Origin of the sequence: Corallococcus sp. AB030, assembly GCF_003668965.1 — a bacterium.
Lineage (GTDB): Bacteria > Myxococcota > Myxococcia > Myxococcales > Myxococcaceae > Corallococcus > Corallococcus exiguus.
Map to the genome: position 1 here is coordinate 19,053 of NZ_RAWQ01000029.1, position 24,888 is coordinate 43,940.

General features: G+C 67.5%; 16 protein-coding genes. 6 read left to right on the forward strand and 10 right to left on the reverse strand.

The features are described 5' to 3' along the window. Nucleotides 1-3 precede the first annotated feature (3 nt). Nucleotides 4-822 carry a cadherin-like beta sandwich domain-containing protein gene (locus tag D7Y15_RS10160; protein WP_121752431.1) on the reverse strand — a complete coding sequence of 273 codons (819 nt, stop codon included), beginning with the start codon at nt 820-822 and terminating at the stop codon, nt 4-6. 183 nt (nt 823-1,005) lie between these two features. Here D7Y15_RS10160 and D7Y15_RS10165 point away from each other — a divergent pair, with 183 nt between their 5' ends. Then, complete coding sequence (locus D7Y15_RS10165) at nt 1,006-1,503, forward strand: gluconokinase (RefSeq protein WP_121752432.1); 498 nt, start codon at nt 1,006-1,008, stop codon at nt 1,501-1,503. Between the two features lie 7 nt (nt 1,504-1,510). Here D7Y15_RS10165 and D7Y15_RS10170 read toward each other — a convergent pair whose 3' ends face one another. Next, nucleotides 1,511-2,137, reverse strand: a complete 627-nt coding sequence (locus D7Y15_RS10170) for a phenylalanine--tRNA ligase beta subunit-related protein (RefSeq protein ID WP_121752433.1) — start codon at nt 2,135-2,137, stop codon at nt 1,511-1,513. Between the two features lie 74 nt (nt 2,138-2,211). On the opposite strand from D7Y15_RS10170, the gene D7Y15_RS10175 reads away from it, so the two are divergent. Then, nucleotides 2,212-2,574, forward strand: coding sequence for a cupin domain-containing protein (locus tag D7Y15_RS10175; protein ID WP_120574709.1), 363 nt, complete (start codon nt 2,212-2,214; stop codon nt 2,572-2,574). A 159-nt stretch (nt 2,575-2,733) separates the two neighbouring features. Further along, on the forward strand, nt 2,734-4,356 hold the full coding sequence (locus tag D7Y15_RS10180) for an ABC-F family ATP-binding cassette domain-containing protein (protein WP_120574708.1): 1,623 nt from the start codon (nt 2,734-2,736) through the stop codon (nt 4,354-4,356). 538 nt (nt 4,357-4,894) lie between these two features. Here the strand turns inward: D7Y15_RS10180 and D7Y15_RS10185 are convergent. From D7Y15_RS10185 to D7Y15_RS10190, 3 genes are all read right to left on the reverse strand, one after another. Next, a complete protein-coding gene (locus D7Y15_RS10185) occupies nt 4,895-5,284 on the reverse strand; it encodes a hypothetical protein (RefSeq protein WP_120574707.1) in 390 nt (129 codons plus the stop codon). 144 nt (nt 5,285-5,428) lie between these two features. Beyond that, nucleotides 5,429-5,653 carry a hypothetical protein gene (locus D7Y15_RS44100; RefSeq protein WP_126933088.1) on the reverse strand — a complete coding sequence of 75 codons (225 nt, stop codon included), beginning with the start codon at nt 5,651-5,653 and terminating at the stop codon, nt 5,429-5,431. Beyond that, nucleotides 5,650-11,541, reverse strand: coding sequence for an RHS repeat-associated core domain-containing protein (locus D7Y15_RS10190; protein WP_158629029.1), 5,892 nt, complete (start codon nt 11,539-11,541; stop codon nt 5,650-5,652). The genes D7Y15_RS44100 and D7Y15_RS10190 overlap by 4 nt, the downstream gene beginning before the upstream one ends. A gap of 297 nt (nt 11,542-11,838) precedes the next feature. Between D7Y15_RS10190 and D7Y15_RS44660 the strand changes: the two genes are divergently transcribed. Beyond that, nucleotides 11,839-11,994: a hypothetical protein gene (locus tag D7Y15_RS44660; RefSeq protein ID WP_158624285.1), complete on the forward strand. Its 156-nt coding sequence runs from the start codon at nt 11,839-11,841 to the stop codon at nt 11,992-11,994. A 164-nt stretch (nt 11,995-12,158) separates the two neighbouring features. Here D7Y15_RS44660 and D7Y15_RS44105 read toward each other — a convergent pair whose 3' ends face one another. The 5 genes from D7Y15_RS44105 to D7Y15_RS10210 form a co-directional block, all read right to left on the reverse strand. Then, the gene (locus D7Y15_RS44105) at nt 12,159-12,659 is read right to left on the reverse strand and encodes a hypothetical protein (RefSeq protein ID WP_147451965.1); all 501 of its coding nucleotides are present in this window, start codon (nt 12,657-12,659) and stop codon (nt 12,159-12,161) included. 46 nt (nt 12,660-12,705) lie between these two features. Then, a complete protein-coding gene (locus D7Y15_RS10195; RefSeq protein WP_158629030.1) occupies nt 12,706-18,567 on the reverse strand; it encodes an RHS repeat-associated core domain-containing protein in 5,862 nt (1,953 codons plus the stop codon). Between the two features lie 498 nt (nt 18,568-19,065). Beyond that, nucleotides 19,066-20,505: an aldehyde dehydrogenase family protein gene (locus D7Y15_RS10200; RefSeq protein WP_120574704.1), complete on the reverse strand. Its 1,440-nt coding sequence runs from the start codon at nt 20,503-20,505 to the stop codon at nt 19,066-19,068. A gap of 27 nt (nt 20,506-20,532) precedes the next feature. Next, nucleotides 20,533-21,984 carry an aldehyde dehydrogenase family protein gene (locus tag D7Y15_RS10205; RefSeq protein WP_120574703.1) on the reverse strand — a complete coding sequence of 484 codons (1,452 nt, stop codon included), beginning with the start codon at nt 21,982-21,984 and terminating at the stop codon, nt 20,533-20,535. Between the two features lie 32 nt (nt 21,985-22,016). Further along, nucleotides 22,017-22,688, reverse strand: a complete 672-nt coding sequence (locus tag D7Y15_RS10210; RefSeq protein WP_121752436.1) for a TetR/AcrR family transcriptional regulator — start codon at nt 22,686-22,688, stop codon at nt 22,017-22,019. A gap of 125 nt (nt 22,689-22,813) precedes the next feature. Here D7Y15_RS10210 and D7Y15_RS10215 point away from each other — a divergent pair, with 125 nt between their 5' ends. After that, a complete protein-coding gene (locus tag D7Y15_RS10215) occupies nt 22,814-23,440 on the forward strand; it encodes a phospholipase D-like domain-containing protein (RefSeq protein ID WP_120574727.1) in 627 nt (208 codons plus the stop codon). A gap of 46 nt (nt 23,441-23,486) precedes the next feature. Beyond that, complete coding sequence (locus tag D7Y15_RS10220) at nt 23,487-24,884, forward strand: sensor histidine kinase (protein ID WP_120574701.1); 1,398 nt, start codon at nt 23,487-23,489, stop codon at nt 24,882-24,884. Nucleotides 24,885-24,888: the final 4 nt, after the last annotated feature.

Here is a 24,888-nt window from a genome sequence, read left to right on the forward strand (position 1 = left end):
GAGTCAGTCGCAGGAGCCGTCCGGGTTGCAGCGCTTGTCGCACTTCTTGCAGGCCTCGCCGCCCTTGCCGCACTGGTTCTTGTTGGGCGCGGGGATGCAGCTGTTGCCTTCGCAGCAGCCGGCGCAGGTGGACGGGTCGCACTTGCAGAAGCCGTTGATGCATGCGAGCCCCGGACCGCACGCATTGCCGAGGCCGCAGACGCACTTGCCTCCGTTGCAGCGGCTGGCGTTGAGGTCACAGGACGGGCCAGTGCCGCAGCCGCAGGTGCCGCGGTTGGTGCAGGTGTCGGCGCGGTCCGAGTCGCAGATTTCGCAGGCGACGCCGCCCACGCCGCAGGTGCGGAAGGTGCGGGACGTGCACACGCCTTCGCGGCAGCAGCCGTCCGGGCAGTCCACGCAGAAGGTGCCGCCGTTGGAGGCGGTCAGCCGCACGGTGACCTCCACCTCGTAGCCGTCGCGCACGGTGGCGGTGGCCTCGCCGGTGGCGACCGTCGCGTCGTCGCGCAGGCCGTCCACGCGGATGGTGGCCTGGGTGCCGTTGGCCGCGCCGTCCAGGAGGACGCGGAACGTCTCACCGTTCACGAGCGCGCGGCTGGAGTCCTCGGGCAGCAGCGTGGTGGGCACGGAGGCGCCGTCCGCGGTGGCGGAGATGCGCAGCCGGGTGAGGTTCAGGGCGGGCTCGAACTGGGCGGTGACGAAGAGCGCGGTGCCGGCCGCGGCGGCGGGGTCGCGGCAGGCGGTCAGGGACACCAGCGCGAGCAGGCAGCTGCACAGGAGGAGCCGGGCGAGTGTCCGGCCGGGGGGTGCTCCCACAGAAGTCATGATGACGCGGAGGGTAGCGGTTCCCCGCCGCGACGTGGAAAGCATGGCGGGGGCGGGCCTGGCGGCGTTGGGCAGCGGACGCTCACGTCCGGTGTGTCACCGGCCGTGCTTCTCGCGTGGCACCCGGGGCGGGAAGGCCGCAGCATGAGGGAGCGCGCGACACCCGAGGGAGGCGGCAACGGCATGGTGGTCATCGTCATGGGCGTTTCAGGCACCGGGAAGTCCACGGTGGGCCGGGCGCTCGCGGACCGGCTGGGGTGGACGTTCGTGGACGCGGACGACCTGCACTCGGTGGAGAACCGCCGGAAGATGGCCACGGGCACGCCGCTGACGGACGTGGACCGGCAGCCGTGGCTGGAGCTCCTGCGCGCGAGGATGGAGAAGGCGCTGGAGGCGGACGAGGACCTGGTGCTGGCGTTCTCCGGCCTCAAGGCCCTCTACCGCGCCAGGCTCACCGTGGACCCCGCGCGAGAGCGCTGGGTGTACCTGCACGCGTCCGCGTCCCTCATCCGCGAGCGGATCCAGAAGCGCCTGGGGCACTTCATGCCGGCGTCGCTGCTCGACAGCCAACTGGAGACGCTGGAGGTCCCCGACGACGCGTTCACCGTGGACGTGACGCCCCCGCCTGAAGGCATCGTGGAGCGCATCGTGACGGGGCTGGCCTTGGAGCCCGGGGCGTAGGGCTTTTTCAGCGCACGGGCTCGACGGTGGCGCCCAGGCGCTCCAGCAACTCGCGGTACCAGGTGAAGGCGCGCTCGGTGTGGCCCTTGAGCTCCTTGGTGCCCCACAGCAGCGTGAGCGTGCGGCGCGTGGTGGCGTCCGTCTTGGTGCGCTGGGCGTCCTTCACCGCGTTGGCGCACGGGCCCTGCGCGTCGAAGAGGCACAAGAGGCCCTCCAGGTCGATGGTCTGCCCGGAGGCGTTGAAGACGTAGCGGTCGCCCTGGATGGCGGTGGAGACGCGGAACGGGGCCTGGGCTTTGTCCAGGTCCACGACGCTGATGGGCAGGCCGCTGTGCAGGGACACGGCGTTGCAGGCGTCCACCGCGGCGTTGATGGTGCCCAGGGTGCCGTCGCCGGAGGCTCGCACCAGGTACTCGGACGCGGGCTTGCCCCGGCCCGTGGGCTTGTAGCCGCCGTGGCGGAGCAGGTCGCGCACGGCGCCCCGGACGGCGTCGTCACTCTGGATGGGGGCGGTGGCGCCGGGCTTCAGCAGGGCTTGCAGCCAGTCGGGCGCGGGCAGGTCCCCCAGGGGAGCGGGAAAAGTGGAGGTGAAGGCGATGAGGTCGAGGAGGGGATGGTTGTCGACGGTCAGCACGGCGGCACTCTACGCCACGCGCTGGTAGGGTAGGGATGGCTGCTGTTCCCTTCGTCCTCCCCTGGAGCCTCGCCATGCCCACGCTCATCCCGAAGCCCATCCGCGTGACGGCCGTGGGCAACAAGCCGAAGCTCATCGACGAGTACGTGGGCCGGGTGAACTCCAAGACGTCCAACATCAGCGTGGCCCACATGCGCAGCCCCGGCGGGTGGGAGGAGCCGGGCCAGACGCCCGAGTTCCGTGAAATCACCCTGGTGCTCGCGGGCACGCTGCGGGTGGAGCACAAGGGCGGGGTGATGGACGTCCACGCCGGCCAGACGGTGGTGTGCGAGCCCGGCGAGTGGGTCCGCTACAGCACCCCCGAGGAGGACGGCGCGGAGTACGTGGCCATCTGCACCCCGGCGTTCTCCCCGGGCACGGTGCACCGGGACGACTGAGGCCCGCGTTCCAAGCCGGGCGGAATCCCGGGCGGGGGCCTGCCTGCCCGGCCGCGTGGATGGACCTGGGGCCGTTGGGGGTTCGGAACCATCCCTCCGGCGGGCGGCTCGTGGCATAAGGGCGCGCCGCCTGATTCCCCGGGCCTTTTCGGTACGCACATGATCCGTCTCGACAACATCGGCAAGCAACACGGTCAGCAGATCCTCTTCATCGAGGCGTCGGCCGCTCTCCACAAGGGCGAGAAGGTGGGCCTGGTGGGCCCGAACGGCGCGGGCAAGACGACGCTGTTCCGGATGATGACCGGCCAGGAGTACCCAGACGAGGGACAGGTCTCCATCGACCGGGGCGTCACGATTGGCTACTTCAGCCAGGACGTCGGTGAGATGAACGGCCGCAGCGCGGTGTCCGAAGTGATGGACGGCGCGGGCCCGGTGAGCACCGTCGCGGCGGAGATGAAGCACCTGGAAGCCGCCATGGGTGACCCGGACCAGGCGGACAACATGGAGAAGCTCGTCGAGCGCTACGGCGTCGTGCAGGGCCGGTTCGAGGAGCTGGGCGGGTACGCGCTGGAGGGCCGCGCGCGGGAAATCCTCGCGGGCCTGGGCTTCAGCGAAGAGATGATGGACGGCGACGTGGGCAAGCTGTCGGGCGGCTGGAAGATGCGCGTGGCGCTCTCCCGCATCCTGCTGATGCGGCCGGACGCGATGTTCCTGGACGAGCCCTCCAACCACCTGGACCTGGAGTCGCTCATCTGGCTGGAGGGTTTCCTCAAGGGGTACGAGGGCGGCCTGCTGATGACGTCGCACGATCGCGAGTTCATGAACCGCATCGTGACGAAGGTGGTGGAGATCGACGGCGGTTCGCTGACGACGTACTCGGGCAACTACGACTTCTACGAAGGCCAGCGCGCGCAGAACGAGGCGCAGCAGCAGGCGCAGTACGAGCGTCAGCAGGCGATGCTCGCGAAGGAGATCAAGTTCATCGAGCGGTTCAAGGCCCGCGCGTCGCACGCGGCGCAGGTGCAGAGCCGGGTGAAGAAGCTGGAGAAGATTGAGAAGGTGGAGCCGCCGAAGCGCCGCTCCACGGTGCTCTTCGAGTTCCAGCCGCCGCCGCGTTCAGGTGACGACGTGGTGAACCTGAAGAACGTGAGCAAGGGCTACGGCAAGCGGACCATCTACGACGGCCTGGACTTCCTGGTGCGCCGCGCGGAGCGCTGGTGTGTGATGGGCGTGAACGGCGCGGGCAAGTCCACGTTGCTGAAGCTGGTGACGGGCTCGACGCAGCCGGATGAAGGCACGGTGGCGTTGGGTGGCAGCGTGAAGATGGGCTACTTCGCGCAGCACGCCATGGACCTGTTGGACGGAGAGAAGACGGTCTTCGAGCAGCTGTCGGATTCGTTCCCCAGGGCGGGGCAGGGCTCGCTGAGGGCGCTGGCCGGCTGCTTCGGGTTCAGCGGCGACGAGGTGGAGAAGAAGTGCCGGGTGTTGTCGGGTGGAGAGAAGGCGCGTCTGGTGATGGCGCAGATGCTCTACGACCCGCCGAACTTCCTGGTGCTGGACGAGCCCACGAACCACCTGGACATGGGCACGAAGGAGATGCTGATCACGGCGCTCTCGCGCTACGAGGGCACGATGTTGTTCGTGTCCCACGACCGGCACTTCCTGGGAGCGCTGTCCAACCGCGTGCTGGAGCTGACGCCGGACGGCATCCACAAGTACGGCGGCGGCTACACGGAGTACGTCGCGCGCACGGGCCAGGAAGCCCCGGGTCTGCGCAGCTGACGTATCAGTCGCCCAGAGCGTGGGAGCGCTCTGGGCGTCTTTGCTTCAATGGAAGCCGTCTCGGATGTCGAACTTCTCTTGGGGAGAGAAGGACTTGATCGCCATCAGGAGCATCCAGCCGGATTGGTGGAGGTGGGAGCACCAAGAACGGAAACGGCCTCATCGTGGAGGGCCTTGAACGCCGTTGCGCAGCGCGCTTCCCGGCGGAAGACCGAGATCCCGAAGTTCTCAAGTTGCTCGTCGGGGGAGAACCCGTAGGTCACCTTCCCCGGGTATCCGCCCAGTGTGGCGCCTTGTCCGAGGGCTTCCGCTTCGGCGCGTGTCATGCCATGGCGGAGTCGAGCAAACAGGGGGAGGGGAGAGGCTTGCGACGCATCCGGTAACGATGCGTCCGGTGTGGCTGGGCTCGCCGAACTCATCCGATGCCTGGTCAAAAAAATCCTGTGGCTCCAGCCAGGAGAAGCCAGGATGTCTTATGGGTTGGCATTGAAATCTCATCCATGAGGGATGCCTTCAGGGCCTGTGGTTCTTGTTCGGGCTACTTCAGGACTTCCCGCTGGATCCTGTCCACAATGGAGAGGTGCTCCTTCTCCAGGTACTCGATTCCGGCACGCTCAAACTTGGGGCGCGCAAGTCGAACGGCCTCGCGTATCGCGTCCAGTAACCAACGGACATCAGGTGTATGGACTTGTTCCTCTGGAACGGCAATCTGAAGCATGAGCGTTCGTTCCTTGCGCGAGAATTTTGCCGTGCGGACTCCCGTGAACTCTGGCTTGAGGAGAGAGCCGGGCACATGGAAGACGATGTCCAATGCTCCGGAATCGCTCTTTTCTATCGGGCCTCGCGCCTTCCCGATCAGACGGATCGCCTTTTCAATGGGGGCGTCGGCGAGTTCAGGACCGCCAAAGACGGCGCCAATGTACATCATGGGAGTCCCTTGCCTGCCCAGGGCTCATGGTTGAGTGGTCCGGGATCGAGTTCCACCATGTCACGTTCGATGTCGAGCATCAGTCGTCACCGGTTCCTGAGCTTCAAGGGCGGCTGCCGGAGGCCATGAACGCATGTGCTGAAATCAATCCTCTATATGTTCCCAGTCCGCAGCGTCCACCGAGAACTCAAATTTTGCCTGACTTATGGCCTCTTCAAGGTTTTGGTGCCATGTGTCACCGAGTGGTTCCCCGTTGACTCCCTGGCGGAACAAGTAGAGGGCGCCTTCTTCGATTGCGATTTCAATCGAAGCAACGGGTTTGCCCATTGATTTTACTGTTTTTGATTTGATGATCGCTCTGAGTTTCATGGGGATAGTGGGATGTGGTCGTTCTCAATGACTTTGCCAAAGGAGTTCAGCGCTTCGAAATGCCCATGCGGGTACGGTGTTCTCCCGCGGCCGCTCAAGTCACCGTCGGTCATCCGGACTTGCCGTAGCCCGTCTGCGGATCTGTAAACTCCTGGTGCGATGTGGCGGTAATTGGGGCCCAACCATTCTTCAGCCGCGCCTAGGAAATCGTCTGGATCGATAGGGCCGGAGTAACTACCAATGTCTCCGTATCCTTCAGTAGATGCGCTGGAGCAGGCTGGGCCAGTGCTTGTTGTGTCATTCCCAAAGTGGTTCCAGAGGAAGGCCTGGATGGGAGCCTCCAGGAAGTTCTCATTGAGCCAGGTGCCCGCGAGCCATCCGCCTGAGAAGGCGATTCCTGCTCCCGCGACCCAGTTGAGGGAGACTCCCGCCGCGACCGTCACGACGGGCGTGGGGCCCGCGAAACGACCGCTCGGGTCAATCAGGTTGACTGGATCGTTACCCACGTAGGCGTAGAGGTTGGAGTCCCCGCCCGCGAATCGGATGGGATCCTTGGCCGTCCAGCGCCCCGTTTCGGCGTCGTAGTCCCTCGCCCCGAAGCGGGTCAGCTTCGTGTCCCGGTCATGGAGGCCCCCCGCGAAGCCGAAGGGCTGGAAGCCGGGGTTCGAATCCGCGACGACATTGCCCCAGACGTCGTACTCCATGCGCTGCACCACCGCCCCGTTCCGGGTGTCGACGACGAGGCGCGGGCTTCCCAGCGGGTCCGCGAGGATGCGGTAGGTGATGCCTCCCTTGAACATGAAGTCGGGCGCATGGCCCCGCGTGGCATGGACGAAGCGGCTGACGACGTTCCCCGCGCCATCGAGCTCCGCGATGACCCGCCGCCCCTCGTAGAGGAAGCCCTGGATGAGCGTGCCATCCACCTTCTTGCCGACACGCCTCGACGCGGCGTCGAGCAAGTACTCGAGCTGCGTGCCGTCAGGGAGCGCGACATGGACCAGCCCGCCCAGTGCGTCATACGCGTACTGGGTGGTGCGTGTTCCCTCCGTGCGTGTCTGGAGGTCCCCGCCAGGGCCGTAGCTGTAGGTCCTGTTCCCAAAGGTCAGGAGCCGGTCCTGGGCGTCATGGGTGGCCGTCTGCAGCTCGCCCCGGAGGACGGAGGTGCGGTTGCCATTGGCGTCGTAGGTGTTCTCCTCCAGGAGGGCACCGTCGCGGGTGACGGACGCCAGCCGTCCCGCCTCGTCATGGGTGAAGACGTCCGTATGGACGGTGGTCCCCTCGGTTTCAGTTCGCCGGACGATGCGGCCCAGCACGTCGCGTTCCAATTGGTAGGACAACAGCGGGACGTCCCCGGAAGCGGCGGACCAGGACTCCAACTCCCCGTAGGCGTTGGAGGTTTCAACGGTGGAGATCGAGCCGAGATGTGTCCGCGCGAGGAGCCCATTGTCGTCGCGCCGTGACAGCGTCAGCGCTCCCGCCGAGACGAGCAGTCCGTCCAGGTCATAGGCATACGCCACGGGCGTCCCGCCATTGACGGACGACGTCGCGATCCGGAAGTCCGTGTCGTGGCTGTACTGGAGCGACCCTGCCACGGCTCCCTTCCAGGAAACGCCGGTCACCAGTGGACCGTCGTGGCTGAATTCGAGCCCCACTCCTGAGGTGCTCGCGAGCGAGCGGAGACGCCCTGCTCCGTCATAGCCAGTCGTGACGCGCGTGCCCGGGATGTCCAGGGTGACGAGTCGCCCCGCGGCGTCGTAGGCGAATGACACGGCGCCGCCCGGCTGTCGGAACTCGGTGAGCGCATCATCCAGGTCGTAGGTGTAGCCAGACGCGAAGGCGCTCCCTCCAGGAGGCGCATAGGACGACAGTGCCTCCGTGGCCGTATACCGGAAGCCGTGTGAGGGCCGTCCGGGGGGCGTCATCGAGGCGGGCGCGTCCCCCGTCTCATAGGTGAATCCCGTGACACGGTTTCCAGGAAGGGTGCTGGAGGTGAGGCGACCGGCCTCGTCCCGCGTGAAGACGGTGGCGCGGTCCAGCCCATCCGTCACGGAGCGCAAGGCGCCGTCCGCTCCATACGCGAAGGTCCTCCGCCGGCTCCCCTGGACGACGGACCCGGGGCGGCCCTCTGTGTCGTAGGTGAACGCCACCGGAAGCAGGCCCGGCGCCTCCGCCTGCTGGAGGCGTCCCTGCGCGTCCAGCGTGAGGACAGACACCTTGCCCATGGGGCTGGTGGAGAGGAGACGTCTTCCAGCGGCCTCGTAGCGCAGGGTGGTGGTCCGGCCATTCACCGTCACCGTGTCCGTCTGCGTCCCCACGTCCAGCAGCGTGCCCTGGGGCAGGAGCGTCACCTCTCGCTGGTGACTGGATGTGGAGATCAACCCGCTCGGCAGCTTCACGGTGCGCGATGCCACGAGCGGCGACTGCATGCCCAGGCGGGGCTCCGGCGTCTCCACCACCGTGGTGACCGTGCCATCCGGCGCGGTGGAGACCGTGGTGCCATTCGGTAAACGCAGCGTCGTCCACGCCGTCCCATCCGCCGCGGTGGTGATGCGCCGCTGGACGCCTGACTCCAGGTCTTCCAACTGGTACTTCCGGGTGCGCCCCATCGCGGTGGAGAGCGTCACCGTGTAGCCGGTATCCCCCTGCACCCGTGTGAGGGCCTTGAATCCTCCCGAGGGGTTGGAGTCCTTCGTCAGCCAGCCCTCCGGGCTGTATTCGAACAGGTGCATCCCGCCGCGTTCGTCTCGCAGGGACGAGAGCAGTCCGCCCTCCTGGTAGGTCAGGGCCACGCTCTCCCTGCCTGGCCGGGCGAGGGAGGTGAGCAATCCATCAGGCCCTGTCTTCAACTCGGTGCGCTGGCCGTGTGGGGCCAGGATGGCCGTGGGTGCCCCTGCCGCGTCCCGTTCAATCCGGGTGATGAGGCCGGCCCCGTCCGTGACCGAAACCAACCGCGCGCTCTCGTCGTAGGAGAAGCGATACCTGACCGCGAGCGTCCAGGCCTCCAGGGTGCAAAGGTGCCGCCCCTGCCAGCCAAAGCCATACAGCTCGCTGCCGTCGGGGGAGGGCACGAGGTCATCGACCTGGCCACAGGGTGTCTCCAGTGTCCCTGCCGGATACTGGGGCGGCGCGGGCGCGGTGACGACCGGTGCCGCCGGCCCCCCTCCGGCGAAGACAAAGAGGTTGCCGTCCAAGGAGACCCTGCGGACGACGAACTGGGACGCGTCCCCCACAAGGAGGCTGCCATCGAGGGCCACGGCGAGCCCCTTGGGCGCTGTCAGACTGGCGAGGGGCCCTTCCTTGGAAGGCTCTCCTCCGCATCCGCCGTTGTTGATGGCCCACGCGCTGCCATCCGGGAGGAGGCGGTGCAGAATGCATCGGTGAGACGACGACGTGTAGAGGCTGCCGTCAGGGCCGAGGGCAAGGCCCCAGAGTGAGCCTCGCGGGGACTCCTCGTACAGCTTCTGCCCGCGGGACCTGCTGCCGATGCGCAGCTCCTCCTCGTCCAGTGAGGAGAGCAGCGTGAACAGTCTGCCCTCCGTATCCACCTGTCGCAGACGGCGGTTGCCCGAGTCCACGAAGGAGAGGACGCCTTCAGGGCCCACGACCAGGGCGCGCGGTGTGTCCAGGTCCGCGGTGATCGCGAGCCTGCCTTCCCTCGATGCGCCACGGGTACCCGTGCCCGCCACCGTGGAGATGATGCCGTCTGACGTGACGCGACGGATGCGGTGGTTGCCGGTATCCGCGAGGTAGATGCTGCCGTCCGGTCCCACCGCGACGCCCGCGGGAGCATTCAGGTTCGCCAGGGGCGCGGGACCTCCGTCTCCACCGTCCGCCGCGAGCCCCGTGCCCGCCACCGTGGAGATGCGTCCGTCTGGAGTGACCTGGCGGATGCGATGGTTGCCCGTATCCGCGATGTACAGCGCTCCGTCTGGCCCCACGGCCACCGCCTCGGGAGAATCCAGGCTGGCGAGGAGCGCCCTGCCGCCATCTCCCGCCGCGCCCTTCACCCCGTTGCCCGCCGCCGTGGCGATGACCCCATTGGGCTTCACCTGCCGGATGCGGTGGTTGCCCGTATCCGCGATGTAGACCGTTCCGTCCGCCGCGATGGCAACGCCCTGGGGCGCGGCGAGACGCGCCTGCTTCGCCGGGCCGTAATCTCCACTGAAGGTCGGCGTCGCGGTGGTCAGCACCCTGGGCGTCCGTCCCAGGGGCTCCCGCCCGGGAAGGGTTCCTCCCTGGCCCAGGTAGAGGGTGCTCCGCCACGGGTCGTAGACATGATGCGTGTCGAGGCTCCAGCCTCCCAGTCCGCTGAAGTCCGGCAGGGACACCACCGTGGCGGTGTGGAACTGCCACAGCGTCGTGCCCCGGCCGCCAGGGCCCTCGAACTGAGTACTTCGATCTCCATACCGGGCCCAGGCCTGGTACTGATCATCCGGGCTCGCGTAGTAGCTCAACCCGTAGACGTAGCCGATTCGGATGTGGACGGTCTGTTCTCCCCAGACCTGCCGGCCGAAAGCATCCAGGCCATCCCAGACGAAGCGATAGCTCTGGTGCGGACGCGGAGGGAAGGTTCGGGCGAAGTCCTGTCCCGCGACGTTCACGATGAGGACGATGTTCTTCAGGCTCGCGGGGACGTGGCCTCCGCTCAGCGGGATCCGGAGGGCCCGGTTCGCGGTGCGGGCAGCGGCCCGGTCACTGCGGTAGTGAAGTTGGAAGGGCGTCCCGGGGATGGACAGGACCTCTCCCAACGTCTGGTTCTGGCATTCGATGATGCTGCCGCTTTCACAGTCGGGCTGGGCCTCTGGTGTCTCAGCCCGTGGCTCGGGTTGCTGGGGCTCTTGCGCATCCGGTGGAGGCCCAAAAGGCCAGTTGTAGTCATACGGCGTGAAGTGCGTGATGGGCACCCGCCACAGGCTCTTGCCCACTGCATACAAGGCGGCCAGGCGTGCACGCTCCGCATCGGTGAAGCCCAAGGCGGTCAATTGCTCGCGGTCGTCAGGCGCGCCATCTCCATCCGCATCCACTTGAGCGAGCCCGTCGCGTTCCCCCACGAGCGCGATGACCCGCCCATTGTCCGAGGTGCGCCAGTGGCCCTGTTGCCGGTCGTAGTAGCCGGAGGGCACGACGAGACCCGCTGGAAACGCGAGGAAGTTGTCCACGTATCCCTGGACCGGCGGGCTGAAGCGCACCTCGGTGGCGCCTGCCTCCAGCGCTTCGTCCACGCTCAGCTCCACGGCGTAGGTGCAGCCGCTGGTGGCTGGCAGCATGCCGGGCATGGCCGCGGGGCCCTCGGGGCCCACGGTGTACTCGGTCGCGCGTACGTGAAACGGTCCGGTCAGGGGAACACGGGTCCCGTCGCGCAGGAGCATCTCCGCCTGGGTTCCGGGCGCGAACACCAGGGTGGCCTGGCGGCTGCCGGCGCTGTCCTCCACCACGCTGCCCCGCGCGACCTGGAGCTCCGTGGCTCCCGGTGTGATGGCCGTGACGCTGGAGTCCAAGGCGGTCAACACCACCTCTGGAAGGGGAACGAATTCGCGCCACGGGACATCCACCTGTCGCTGGACGGGGAGGAACCCTGGCTTCTCCACTTCGAGCGTGAGTGCCCCACCGCCATTCACTGCGAGCGAGTACTCACCTTGGGCATTCGTGAGCGTATGACCCAGTTCGGGGTGGGCAAGGACACCCATGCGGGCATCCACGATGGGCTGTCCATTCCTGCCCATCACCTTCCCGCGAATGACGCCAATCCTGCGTGTATCCAAGGCACCTTCGGCCACGCCCACCTGCACCGGGTTCGGGCCTTTGTAGAGAAACTCGATGGAGGCGCCGAAGTCGGTGGGGATGGTGCGGTCGATGGCCGAGGGAGCCTGCACCCCGCCTCCATCCATGCCGGCGTCCACTCCGCCACACGTGGCGGAAATGCAGACCTCGTCAGGGGGAGAGGGAGCATCCTGTCCGGGGCATCCCCACAGCCCCCCTGCCAACAACAGCAGGAAGCCATGCCAAGGCCATAGGACCAGCCTGGGCCGGGTTTGCTCTTGCATCCGTTCCCCCGAAAGACAGAGTCGGCCTATAGCCTGTCGGTCGTCAGCCAGGCAGGTCAACGAGGGGCTGGGATGGTTTGTTTGTCCTTACGGGACTACTTGGCCTGCCCGCGAGTCGCATCAGGCGCTGTCATGCTACGAGTGCACAACATTGTTGTGCCCCACGGCCGGCACTTCCTGGGCGCGCTGTCCAACCGCGTGCTGGAGTTGACGCCGGACGGCATCCACAAGTACGGCGGCGGCTACACGGAGTACGCCGCGCGCACGGGCCAGGAAGCCCCGGGGCTGCGCAGCTAGATGGCTCCTGCTGCCGCATGGCCACGCGGTAGTCGTCCCTAGCGCCGGCGCACTCGTTGTCGGTCAGCTTTCGATCTGCCTCGTCCAGGATGCTCATGGCTTGCCGCTCGCGAACGTGAGGATCCTGAAGGTATCGAGTCTGGGACCGAGCTCCATCATGAATCTCAGTGAAAGCCGTTTGTAATGTCGATCATCTTGTGAGGAGAGAAGGACTTGATCGCCATCAGGAGCATCCAGCCGGTTCCTCCGTCCGATGGGGCGATTTGTCTGCAGCAGATGCGAAGCACTGAGTCACTGAGGGTCCAGTCTTCGCACTGCTTTCCTCCCACCTCGCGGTTGGTGGAGGTGGGAGAGCCAAGAACGGAAACTGCCTCATCGTGGAGGGCCTTGAACGCCGTTGCGCAGCGCGCTTCCCTGCGAACGACCGAGGCCCCAAGGTTCTCAAGCTTTTCGTCAGAGGAAAACCAGTAGGTCACCCTCGCCGGGTACCCGCTCAATGTGAGGTTTTGTCCGAGCGCTTCCGCTTCGGCTCGTGTCATGCCATGGCGGAGTCGAGTCAATAGGGCAATGGATTGCATGGGCTGCGCTTGAGGGGAAGCGTTGAGTGACGCATCGGGTAATGATGCTTCTGGCGCGACCGGACTCGTCGAGTTCATCCAATGCACGGTCAAAAAACCTCCTGTGGCTCCAGCCAGGAGAAGCCAGGACGTCCTATGGGTTGGCATTGAAAACCTCGTCCAGGAAGGCCGTTGTCATGCTCTGGGCTTCCATTTCAACTTCAAGGAAGATAAGTCCTTCGAAAGATGTTTTATATGGATTTTGTGAAAACTGGGTGCTGTGCCACATCTCATGGAACAAGACTTCCTCGACGGAGTGCCCAGACCTGGGGGCGAGGCGAGTGTCGATGATGCTCACGAAGGCTTGAGGGGCGAGATATCGCTGGGTTCCGTCTGGCCGCGCGGAGCATACGTTTCCCATCCGGCGTGAATGGCCCGGAGTGCGATTCCCCTCACGATCTCGCATCTGGCTCCCTTGACTGAAGCTGAACTCATGCGGGCTGTTCTCCAGCGTGTCGACGGTGAACCGGCCCAGTTCCGTGGCCTTGATGTTGTTGAACGCGGACTGTAGCGCAGGGGCGATGGAGACGATGCGCCGTCCATCAGGATCGATGAACTGGTGGGGCTGGTTCGCGGCGTAGGCATAGAGGTTCGAATCTCCGCCTGCGAACCGGATGGGGTCCTTGGCCGTCCAGCGCCCCGTTTCGGCGTCGTAGTCCCGCGCCCCGAAGCGGGTCAGTCTCGTGTCCCGGTCGTAGAGGCCTCCCGCGAAGCCGAAGGGCTGGAAGCCGGGGTTCGAATCCGCGACGACGTTGCCCCAGACGTCGTACTCCATGCGCTGCACCACCGTCCCGTTCCGGGTGTCGACGACGAGGCGCGGGCTTCCCAGTGGGTCCGTGAGGATGCGGTAGGTGATCCCTCCCTTGAGCATGAAATCGGGCGCATGCCCCCGCGTGGCATGAACGAAGCGGCTGGCGACGTTTCCCGCGCCATCGAGCTCCGCGACGACCCGCCGCCCCTCGTAGAGAAAGCCCTGGATGAGCGTGCCATCCGCCTTCTTGCCGACCCGCCTCGACGCCGCGTCGAGCACGTATTCGAGTTGCGTGCCGTCCGGGAGTTCGACGTGCACCAGCGCACCCAGCGCGTCATACGCGTATTGGGTGGTGTGCGCTCCCTCCGTGCGCGTCTGAAGGTCCCCGTTGGCGCCGTAGCTATAGGTCTTGTCCCCCAAGGACAGCAGCCGGTCCTGGGCGTCATGGGTGGCTGTTTGCAACTCGTCTCGGAGGACGGAGATGCGGTTGCCATTGGCGTCGTAGGTGTTCGCCTCCAGCAGGACTCCGTCGCGGGTGACGGAGGCCAGCCGTCCGGCCTCGTCATGGGTGAAGACGTCCGTATGGACGGTGGTCCCCTCCGTCTCGGTCCGCTGGACGATGCTGCCCAACTCGTCGCGCTCCAGTTGGTAGGACAAGAGCGAGACGGCTCCAGAAGCGGCGGACCAGGACTCCTGCTCTCCGTAGGCATTGGATGCTTCAACGGTGGAAACCGAGCCGAGCCGTGTTCCCGAGAGCAGGCCGTTGTCGTCGCGCCGTGACAGCGTCAGCGCTCCCGCCGAGACGAGCAGTCCGTCCAGGTCATAGGCATACGCCACGGGCGACTCGCCATTGACGGCGGACGTCGCGACCCGGAAGTCCGCGTCATGGCCGTACTGGAGCGACCCTGTCACGGCGCCCTTCCAGGAAACGCCAGTCACCAGCGGACCGTCGTGGCTGAACTCGAGCCCCACCCCGGAGGTGCTCGCGAGCGAGCGGAGACGTCCTGCGCCGTCATAGCCAGTCGTGACCCGCGTGCCAGGGATGTCCAGGGTGGCGAGTCTCCCCGCGGCGTCGTAGGCGAAGGACACGGTGCCGCCCGGCTGTCGGAGCCCGGTGAGTGCGTCATCCAGGTCGTAGGTGTAGCCCGACGCGAAGGCGCTCCCGCCAGGAGGCTCATACGACGCCAGTGCCTCCGTGGCTGTGTATTGGAATGCGTGTGAGGGCCGCCCGGGTGGCGTCATCGAAGCGGGCGCGTCCCCCGTCTCATAGGTGAAACCCGTGACCCGGTTTCCCGGAAGCGTGCTGGAGGTGATGCGACCTGCCTCGTCCCGCGTGAGGACGCTGGCGCGGTCCAGCCCATCCACCACGGAGCGCAAGGCGCCGTCCGCTCCATACGTGAAGGCCCTTCGCCGGCTCCCCTGGACGACGGAACCGGGGCGGCCTCCCTCGTCGTAGGTGAACGCCACCGGAAGCAGGCCTGGCGCCTCGGCCTTGTGGAGGCGTCCCTGCGCGTCCAGCGTGAGGACCGACACCCTGCCCATGGGGCTGGTGGAGAGGAGCCTTCGTCCGGAGGCTTCATAGCGGACGGTGGTGGTCCGGCCATTCACCGTCACCGTGTCTGTCTGTGTCCCCACGTCCAGCAGCGTGCCCTGGGGCAGGAGGGTCACCTCCCGCTGGTGCGTGGACATGGAGGTGAGCCCGCTCGGCAGCTTCACGGTGCGCGATGCCACGAGCGGCGCCTGCATGCCCAGGCGGGGCTCCGGCGTCTCCACCACCGTGGTCACCATGCCATCCGGCGCGGTGTAGACCGTGGTGCCATTCGGTGAGCGCAGCGTCGTCCACGCCGTCCCATCCGCCGCGGTGGTGACGCGCCGCTGGACGCCTGACTCCAGGTCTTCCAGTTGGTATTTCCGGGTGCGCCCCAGCGCGGTGGAGAGCGCCACCGTGTAGCCGGTGTCTTCCTTCGTCCGTGTGAGCGCCTTGAATCCTCCCGAGGGCTGGGAGTCCTTCGTCAGCCAGCCTTCCGGGCCGTATTCGAACAGGTGCATCCCGCCGTGTTCGTCACATAGGGATGAGAGCAGCCCGCCCTCCTGGTAGGTCAGGGCCACGCGCTCCCTGCCTGGCCGGACGATGGAGGCGAGCAATCCATCGGGCCCTGTCTTCAACTCGGTGCGCTGGCCGTGTGGGGCCAGGATGGCCGTGGGTGCCCCTGCCGCGTCCCGTTCAATCCGGGTGATGAGGCCGGCCCCGTCCGTGACCGAAACCAACCGCGCGCTCTCGTCGTAGGAGAAGCGATACCTGACCGCGAGCGCCCAGGACTCCAGGGTGCAGAGGTGCCGCCCCTGCCAACCAAAGCCATACAGCTCGCTGCCGTCGGAGGAGGGCACGAGGTCATCGACCTGGCCACAGGGCGTCTCCAGGGTCCCCACTGGATATTGGGGCGGCGCGGGGGCGGTGACGACCGGTGCCGCCGGTCCCCCTCCGGCGAAGACAAAGAGAGCGCCGTCCAATGAGACCCTGCGGATGACGAACTGGGACGCGTCCGCCACGAGGAGGCTGCCATCAAGGGCCACGGCGAGCCCCCTGGGCGCGGTGAGGCTCGCGGAGGGGCCTTCGTCCGAGGGCGCGCCTCCGCATCCGCCGCTGTTGATGGCCCATGCGCTTCCATCCGGGAAGAGGCGGTGCAGGAGACATCGATGCGAGGATGACGTGTAGAGGCTGCCGTCAGGGCCGAGGGCAAGGCCCCAAAGCCAGCCTCGCGGCGATTCGTCGTACAGCTTCTGCCCGCGTGTCCTGCCGGTGCGCAGTTCCTCCTCGTCCGGTGAAGTGAGCAGCGTGAAGAGCCTGCCCTCCGTATCGACACGGCGCAGGCGGCGGTTGCCTGAGTCCACGAAAGAGAGGACGCCTTCGGGGCCCACGACCAGTGCACGAGGTGTATCCAGTTTCGCCGCGACAGCGAGTCCGCCTTCTCCCGCATTGCCACGAGCACCCGTGCCCGCCACCGTGGAGATGATGCCGTCTGGCGTGACGCGACGGATGCGGTGGTTGCCGGTATCCGCGAGGTAGATGCTGCCGTCCGGTCCTACTGCGGCGCCTGCGGGAGCATTCAGGTTCGCCAGGGTCGCGCGCCCCCCGTCTCCGCCGTCCGCCGCGAGTCCCGTGCCCGCCACCGTGGAGATGAGTCCGTCTGACGTGACGCGACGGATGCGGTGGTTGCCCGTGTCCGCGATGTACAGCGCTCCGTCTAGCCCCACGGCCACCGCCTCGGGAGAGGCCAGACTGGCGATGAGCGCCCTGCCACCATCTCCCGTCGCGCCCTTCACCCCGTTGCCCGCCACCGTGGAGAGGACCCCATTGGGCCGCACCTGCCGGATGCGGTGGTTGCCCGTATCCGCGATGTAGACCGTTCCGTCCGCCGCGACGGCGATCCCCTGGGGCGCCGCGAGGCGCGCCTGCTTCGCCGGGCCGTGGTCTCCACTGAAGGTGGGCGTCGCGGTGGTCAGCACCCGGGGCGTCTTGCCCAGGGATTCCCGCCCGGGAAGGGCGCCTCCCTGGCCCAGATAGAGGGTGCTCCGCCACGGGTCGTAGGCATGATGCGCGTCGAGGCTCCAGCCTCCCAGTTGGCTGAAGTCCGGCAGGGACACCACCGTGGCGGTGTGGAACTGCCACAGCGTCGTGTCCCGGCCGTCAGAGCCCTCGAACCGGGTGCTTCGCTCTCCATACCGGGCCCAGGCCTGGTACTGATCATCCGGGCTCGCGTAGTAGCTCAACCCGTAGACGTAGCCGATCCGGATGCGGGCGGTCTGTTCCCCCCAGACCTGCCGGCCAAAAGCATCCAGACCATCCCATACGAAGCGATAGCTCTGGTTCGGACGCGCGGGGAAGGTTCGAGCGAAGGCCTGTCCCGCGACGTTCACGATGAGGACGATGTTCTTCAGGCTTGCGGGAACGTGACCTCCGCTCAGCGGAATCCGGAGGGCCCGGTTTGCGGTGCGGGCGGCGGCCCGGTCGCTGCGGTAGTGAAGCTGGAACGGCGTCCCCGGAATGGCCAGGATCTCTCCTAACGTCTGGTTCTGGCATTCGATGATGCTTCCGCTTTCACAGTCGGGCTGGGCCTCCGGTGTCTCAGTTCGTGGCTCGGGTTGCTGGGGTTCTTGCGCATCCGGTGGAGGCCCAAAAGGCCAGTTGAAGTCATACGGCGTGAAGTGCGTGATGGGCACCCGCCACAGGCTCTTGCCCACGGCATACAAGGCGGCCAGGCGCGCACGTTCCGCATCGGTGAAGCCCAGGGCCGTCAGTTGCTCTCGGTCGTCAGGTGCTCCGTCCCCGTCCGCATCCACTTGAGCGAGTCCCTCGCGTTCTCCAACGAGCGCGATGACCCGCCCATTCTCCGAGGCGCGCCAGCGCCCCTGCTGCCGGTCGTAGTAGCCGGAGGGCACGACGAGACCCGGTGGAAAGGCCAGGAAGTTGTCCACGTATCCCTGGACGGGTGGGCTGAAGCGCACCTCGGTGGCGCCTGCCTGCAGCGCTTCGTCGACACTCAGTTCCACGGCGTAGGTGTAGCCACTGGTGGCGGGCAGCATGCCGGGCATGGCGGCGGGGCCTTCGCTCCCGACGGTGTACTCGGTCGCGCGCACGTGAAATGGACCTGTCAGGGGAACACGGGTCCCGTCGCGCAGGAACATCGCCGCCTGGGTTCCGGGCGCGAACAGCAGGGTGGCTCGGCGGCTGCCAGCGCTGTCCTCCACCACGCTGCCTTGTGCGACCTGGAGCTCCGCGGTTCCTGGCGTGATGGCTGTGACGTTGGAGTCCAAGGCGGTCAAGACCACCTCTGGGAGCGGAATGAATTCGCGCCACGGAGCATTCACCTGTCGTTGGACGGGCAGGAACCCTGGCTTCTCCACGTCGATCGTGAGTGCCCCTCCGCCATTTACCGCGAGCGAGTACTCACCCTGGGCATTCGTGAGCGTGTGGCCCAACTCGGGGTGGGCGAGAACATCGATGCGAGCAGCCACGATGGGCTGCCCAGTCCTTCCCAACACCTTCCCGCGGATGACGGCAACCCGGCGTGGCTCCAGGGCCCCCTCGGCCACGTCCACCTGTATCGGGTTCGGACCCCTGTAGAGAAACTCGATGGAGGCGCCGAAGTCCGTCGGGACGGTGGGGTCGATGGCCGAGGGCGCCGGCACTCCGCCTCCATCCATGCCGGCATCGCCTGAGAGGCCGCCATCCGATCCGCCGCACATGGAGGAGAGGCAGGACTCGTCGGGATGAGAGGGAACATCCTGTCCGGAGCATCCCCATAGCCCCCCTCCCAACAACAGCAGGAGGCCATGCCATGGCCATGGAACTGGCCTGGATAGAGATTGCTTTTGCATCCATCCCCCGAAAGACAAAGTCGGCCCATAGCCTGCCGGTCGTCAGCCAGGTAGGGCAATGAGGGGATGGGATGGGTTGTATGTCCTTGCGGAGTGGCTCAACCTGCCCGCCAGTCGCACCGGGCCCCGTTCCTTCCGGGCCCCGACACTTTCGGCTCTCGCCGCACGGAAAAGCGAAGGCCTCCTGCCAGTCGGAGTGCCAGGAAATGAGAGACGAGCTGCTTCAGCGGCTACCCGGAGTACGTCGCGCGCACGGGCCAGGAAGCCCCGGGCCTGCGCAGCGGAGAAGTCCCAGGGGCCCCGCGAGCACGGGGCCCCACCGGGCTACTCGAACAGCTTGCTCGCGAGCCGGGCCAGTCGCTGCGCCTTGCCCCGGTACGGCGGGAAGAAGAGGTTCGTGAAGGCCGTGCGGCCCTGCCGCACCACCGCGCGCTCGTGGCTGAAGGCCTTGAAGCCCGCTTCTCCGTGGTACGCGCCCAGCCCGCTCTGCCCCACGCCTCCGAAGGGCAGGTGCGGGTTCACGTTGTGCAACACCACGTTGTTCACCACCGTGCCGCCCGCGCTCGTCTCCTTCAGCAGGCGCTCCACCGTGGCCTCTTCATGGCTGAAGACATACATGGCCAGCGGCTTGCCGCCCGCGCGCACCTGCGTCACCACTTCATCCAGTGACTCGAAGCGCAGCACCGGCAACAGCGGCCCGAAGATCTCCTCGTCCATCACCGCCGACTCCGGCGTCACGTCCGCCAGCACTGTCGGCGCGATGTAGCGCGTCTCCGCGTGCACGCCGCCGCCCGCCACCACCCGCGCTCCTCCCGCCACGGACTCATCCAGCAGTCGGCACACGCGCTTGAACGCGCCGTCATCCACCATCCGGCAGAAGTCCGGCGTCGCGCGCCGTGCCTCCTCTGTCTTCCCGTAGAAGCGCTCCAGCGCGGCCTTCATCCCGGAGAGCAGCGCCTCTTCCTTCGACGCGTGCACCCAGACGTGGTCCGGCGCGATGCACGTCTGTCCCGCGTTGAGGAACTTCCCCCACACAATCCGCTCCGCCGCCGCGTCCACGTCCGCTGACGCATCCACGATGACCGGCGACTTCCCACCCAACTCCAGCGTCACTCCCGACAGGTGCCGCGCCGCCGCCTCCATCACCCGCCGGCCCACGCGCGGCCCGCCCGTGAAGAAGAAGTGGTCGAACGGCAGCCGCAACAACGCCTCGCCCACCTCCGCGCCGCCCTCCACCAGCGCCACCTCGTCCTGCGGAAACACGTCCCGCAGCAGCTGCGCCAGGAAGCGCGCCGTGCCCGGCGTCTTCTCGCTCGGCTTGCACAGCACCGCGTTGCCCGCCGCCACCGCCGCCACCAGCGGCGACACCAGCAGGTGGAACGGGTAGTTCCACGGCGCCAGGACGAGCACCACGCCCTTGGGCTCCGGATGAACCTCGCTCTTCGTGCCCGCGAGCAGCAGCGGCGCCCCCACCTTGCGCGGCTTCATCCACGCCTTCAGGTGCTTCTGCACGTGCGCCAGCTCCAGCAGCACGGGGAGGATTTCCGTCGCCTCCACCTCCGCGGGCGGCTTGCGGAAGTCCTCGTGCAGCGCGTCCGCCAGCTCCTCACGCCGCTCCAGGAGCAGCGCCTTGAGCTTCTCCAGCCGCGCGAGGCGCTCCTTGGGCCCTGTCTTCGCCAGCTCCCAGCGGCGCGCCTGGAGGCGGTCGAACACCGCCTGCAGGTCTCCCGGGACCAGGGCCTCCTCCACTGACACCACGCGCATGCCGGTTCCTCTCTCCCTCCCCAGGACCTACTCCAGCATCCGGGTCGCCTTGGAAGCCCATTCCTGGGTCTTTCCCCGATACGGCGGGAAGAACACCGCGGCCAGCGACTTCATCCACTGAACCATCACCGCCCGCTCGTGGCTGAACGTCTTGAAGCCGTAGTGCCCGTGGTAGTTCCCCAACCCGCTCATCCCCACCCCGCCAAACGGCAGGTTCGGGTTCGCCACGTGGATGAGCACGTTGTTCACCACCACCCCGCCGGACGTCGTGTGCTGGAGCACCTCCTCCACCCTCTTCGAGTCCTGCGAGAACACGTACAGCGCCAGCGGCTTCCCGCCTTCGTTGATGTGCGCGTAGACCTCCTCGCGCCGCTCGTACGTCAGCACCGGCAACACCGGCCCGAAGATTTCCGCCTCCATGATGGGCATCTTCGTCGTCACCCCGGACAACACCGTGGGTGCCACGTACCGCGACGGCCCGTCCGCCGTACCGCCCGCTTCCACCTTCGCCCCCGCGGCGACCGTGCGGTCGAGCACTTCCTTGATCCGCCTCCACGCCGCCGGGTCCACCACCCGCGCGAAGTCCGGGCTCGCCTGACGCTCGGCCTCCGTCGCGCCGTAGAAGCGCGTCAGCACCGCCTTGAACGCCTCCAGGAACTCCTGCTGCTTCGATGCCGGCACGTAGATGTAGTCCGGCGCCACGCACGTCTGGCCCGCGTTGACGAACTTGCCCCACGCCAGCGCCTCCGCCGCCGCCTTCAGGTTCGCCGACTCGTCGATGATGACCGGCGACTTGCCGCCCAATTCCAGCGTCACGCTGGACAGGAACTTCGTCGCCGCCGCCATCACCTTGCGGCCGATGTTCGGGTTGCCCGTGAAGAAGAAGTGGTCGAACGGCTGCTGGAGCAGCACTTCCGCCACCTCCGCGCCGCCCTCGAACACCGCCACCTCGTTCTCCGGATAGATGTCTCGCACCAGCTTCGCCAGGAAGCGCGACGTGTGCGGCGTCTTCTCGCTGGGCTTGAGCATCACCGCGTTGCCCGCGGCGATGGCCGCGATGAGCGGCGCCGCCAGCAACTGGAACGGGTAGTTCCACGGCGACAAGATGACCACCACGCCCTTCGCCTCGAAGCGCACGTGGCTGGACGCGCCCTTGAGCGTCAGCGGCGTCGCCACCCGCTTGGGCTTCATCCACGACTTCAGGTGCTTCACCGTGTGGTTCAGCTCCTCCAGCGTCGGGTGGATCTCCGTCAGCTCCACCTCCATCGCAGGCTTGCGGAAGTCCTGGTGGATGGCCTCCGCCAGCTGCTCGCGCCGCGCGATGATGGCCTCGCGCAGCTTGCGCAGCCTCGCGATGCGCTCCGCGGGAGTGCTGCGCGACAGGTTCCAGCGGTTCGCGCGCTGCGACTCGAACACCGCGCGGATGCGGTCCACTTCAACCGTGGCCTGGGGGAGGAGGGACGCGACGGCTTCCAGCATGACGGGCTCCGTTTCAAGAAAGACGCAAAGGGTCAGCGGGTCTCGAGCCCGCGAAGAAGGGTGGTGATGGCCGTCGTCAATTCAGCGGTGAAGTCCACGCGCAGGGGCGCCATGTGCGGCAGCGTCAACACCTCGCGCGCCACGGGCGCGATGTCCGCCATCTGCCGCAGGCCTGTTACCAGCGCGTGCACGTAGCGGATGAGCTGGCCCGCCGTCTGGGGTGTGAGGAAGGGCAGCCGCTGCTGGAGCAGCGTTGACGTCGTCCCCATGGCCACCAGCACGCGCTCCTTGAACGCTCGCGCCTGCTCCACGGTCACGTTCTGCTCCAGCACCGTCTGCGCCAGCGCCAGGAGCCGCGTGAAGGTCTCCTCGCCCTTCAGCGAGTCGGCCACCGTGCGCGCCAACTGGTGGCCCGTCCACGTGCCGTCTTCCGCGAGGCGCCCGTTCAGCTTCGCGAACCACGCGGTGAGCAGGTCGTCCAGGAGCGCCAGGAACAGCGCCTCCTTCGTCGGGAAGTAGAGGAACACCGTCCCCTTCGCCAGGCCCGTGCGCGCCGCGACGTCCGCCATCTTCACCTCGGCGAACGACGTGGCCTCGAACAGCGCTCGCGCCGCGTCCAGCAGCTCCCGCCGCCGCGCTTCCTTGTCCTCGTCCCGCCGCGCCCGCAGTGGAACGACCCGCTTCGCGGCCAGTGCTCCCTCCATGACCCGGAGTTAAATGACCGCCGGTCACCGGTCAAGCGGGCGCCTGGGTCTCCTTCCACCGCAGGACGTTCGCGAGGGGAGGGGGATGGTTTCGTGTAATCCAGTGTGCGACGCTGGGTGACATGATGAGGCCCATCGACGCGGAGCTGCTGTCGGGGAGCGCGCTGTACCAGGAGGTGGTGCTGCGCAAGCTGGCCCACGCGCGCGAGTCGGTGTGGATGGCCACCGCCAACGTGAAGGCCATGTACGTGGAGCGCTCGAAGGGGGCCTTCGTTCCGCTCCTGGAGGTGCTGGATGGGCTGGCCGCCCGGGGCGTGGCGCTGCGGCTGTTACATGCGGAGCTGCCCAGCCGGCCGTTCCGGGCCGCGTTCGACGCGCGCTCCCGACTGGTGAAGGGGGGCCTGGAGCTGAAGGTGTGCCCGCGCGTCCACTTCAAGGCGGTGGTGGTGGACGGCGCCTGGGTCTACCTGGGGAGCGCCAACCTCACCGGCGCGGGCCTGGGCGCCAAGGGCGACGACGTCCGCAACTTCGAGATGGGCTTCGTGACGGAGGACTTCGACACCATCGACCGGACCACCGCCCTCTTCGAGGCCGTGTGGACCGGTGCCGAGTGCCGGGGATGTCGACTTCGCGCGGTGTGTCCTGACCCCATCTTGCCCTCCGGCGGCGGACAGGCGAAGAAACGGGGACGGGACGCGGTGCGTTTGGGGAAGTCCCGCCGGCTGCGACGTCCACGGGAGGACTCGACATGACGCTGTACTTCGCGCCGCGCAGCGCGGCCGGGCGGTCCGGGCCGGGGTGACGTCTCCAACCTCCAGCGCGTGGGACGACGCGAACGCGGATGTCTGGGCCCGCCGGCGGGTCCGGCGCCGCACGTATTGGTGGTGCGCGCTGATCATCGCGCTGGGCTCGCTGGCACACCCGTTGGTCCTGGGTGGCTTCCGCGCGGATTACCTCCTGGTGAACCTGGGTTGGACCGTGTCGTTCCTCGTGCTGGGGACCGCGGTCGGCGCGGGGTGGCTGCGCCCTCCGTTCAGCGGCATCACGGCGGGCGTCGTCAGCCTGACTTCGCTCGCCGTGTGCATCCAGCTCACTGGAGGCCTGTCCAGCCCGCTGTTCCCGTCATTCTACACGGTGCCCCTCTTCGTCGCCGTCTTCGTCCCGGGCCAGCGGCTGCCGGTGTGGTCCGCCATGGCCGGCACGTTGGTGGCGGTGCTGCTGATGATGTGGCTGGCGCACGCGCCCTGGATGGCGTTCGTCAGCCAGTGCATCAGCCTCCTCTTCGTGTTCGCGGTGTCCGCGCACGGCGCGGAGGCCTTCCGCAAGCTGCGCGCGGCCGAGCGCAACGCGCACCTGGAGCGCGTGGAGGCCCTGCGCCAACTGGCGGAGAGCGAGTCGCGCCGCGTGCGCGTGGAGCGCCAGCGCGCGGAGGTGGAGCGGCTGGTGGTGGTGGGGCAGCTGGCCGCGGGCGTGGCCCATGAGGTGAACAACCCGCTCGCGTACGTGAAGTCGAACCTGCACTACCTCCAGGAGGAATGGGCGCACGGCTCGCCCGATGACCTGGAGGACGTGCTGCGCGTGCTGGACGAGACGCAGCAGGGCGTGCTGCGCATCCAGCAGATCGTCACCGACCTGCGCCTGTTCTCGCGTGAAGCCCCCGACGAGCTGGAGTCCTGCGACGTCGCGCAGGCGCTGGCCGAGGCGCAGCGGCTGGCCTCGGTGCGCCTGCGCAGCCTGGGCGTGGTGGAGCGCGACGTGGCACAGGGGCTGTCCCCCGCGCGCGTCACGGCCCGCCACCTGGTGCAGGTGCTGGTGAACCTGCTGCTCAACTCCGCGGACGCACTGGAGGCCGCCCGCTCCAGCAAGCCCGCGCACGTGATGCTGCGCGCGCGCATGGAAGACGGCCGCGTGCGGGTGGAGGTGGAGGACAACGGGCCGGGCATCCCCGAGGCCGCGCTGTCGCGCCTCTTCGAGCCCTTCTTCACCACGAAGCCGCCCGGCAAGGGCACCGGCCTGGGCCTGGCGCTCTGCCGCGACTACGTGGCGCGCGCGGGCGGAACCCTGGACGCGGAGAACCGCGCCGAAGGCGGTGCGCGCTTCATCCTCCGGCTGCCCGTCGCCGGAGCTGCATCCCCCCCTGTCCACCGCGAAGCACCGGCGCCCGTGGACGCGAACGCGGAGCCCGCGGCCGAGTAGCCCC

Coding starts and splice junctions, on each gene's coding strand:
- D7Y15_RS10160 (WP_121752431.1), bottom strand. CDS start 822: ATGACTTCTGTGGGAGCACCCCCCGGCCGGACACTCGCCCGGCTCCTC.
- D7Y15_RS10165 (WP_121752432.1), top strand. CDS start 1,006: ATGGTGGTCATCGTCATGGGCGTTTCAGGCACCGGGAAGTCCACGGTG.
- D7Y15_RS10175 (WP_120574709.1), top strand. CDS start 2,212: ATGCCCACGCTCATCCCGAAGCCCATCCGCGTGACGGCCGTGGGCAAC.
- D7Y15_RS10180 (WP_120574708.1), top strand. CDS start 2,734: ATGATCCGTCTCGACAACATCGGCAAGCAACACGGTCAGCAGATCCTC.
- D7Y15_RS10185 (WP_120574707.1), bottom strand. CDS start 5,284: ATGATGTACATTGGCGCCGTCTTTGGCGGTCCTGAACTCGCCGACGCC.
- D7Y15_RS44100 (WP_126933088.1), bottom strand. CDS start 5,653: ATGAAACTCAGAGCGATCATCAAATCAAAAACAGTAAAATCAATGGGC.
- D7Y15_RS10190 (WP_158629029.1), bottom strand. CDS start 11,541: ATGGATGGAGGCGGGGTGCAGGCTCCCTCGGCCATCGACCGCACCATC.
- D7Y15_RS10195 (WP_158629030.1), bottom strand. CDS start 18,567: ATGGATGGAGGCGGAGTGCCGGCGCCCTCGGCCATCGACCCCACCGTC.
- D7Y15_RS10200 (WP_120574704.1), bottom strand. CDS start 20,505: ATGCGCGTGGTGTCAGTGGAGGAGGCCCTGGTCCCGGGAGACCTGCAG.
- D7Y15_RS10205 (WP_120574703.1), bottom strand. CDS start 21,984: ATGCTGGAAGCCGTCGCGTCCCTCCTCCCCCAGGCCACGGTTGAAGTG.
- D7Y15_RS10210 (WP_121752436.1), bottom strand. CDS start 22,688: ATGGAGGGAGCACTGGCCGCGAAGCGGGTCGTTCCACTGCGGGCGCGG.
- D7Y15_RS10215 (WP_120574727.1), top strand. CDS start 22,814: ATGAGGCCCATCGACGCGGAGCTGCTGTCGGGGAGCGCGCTGTACCAG.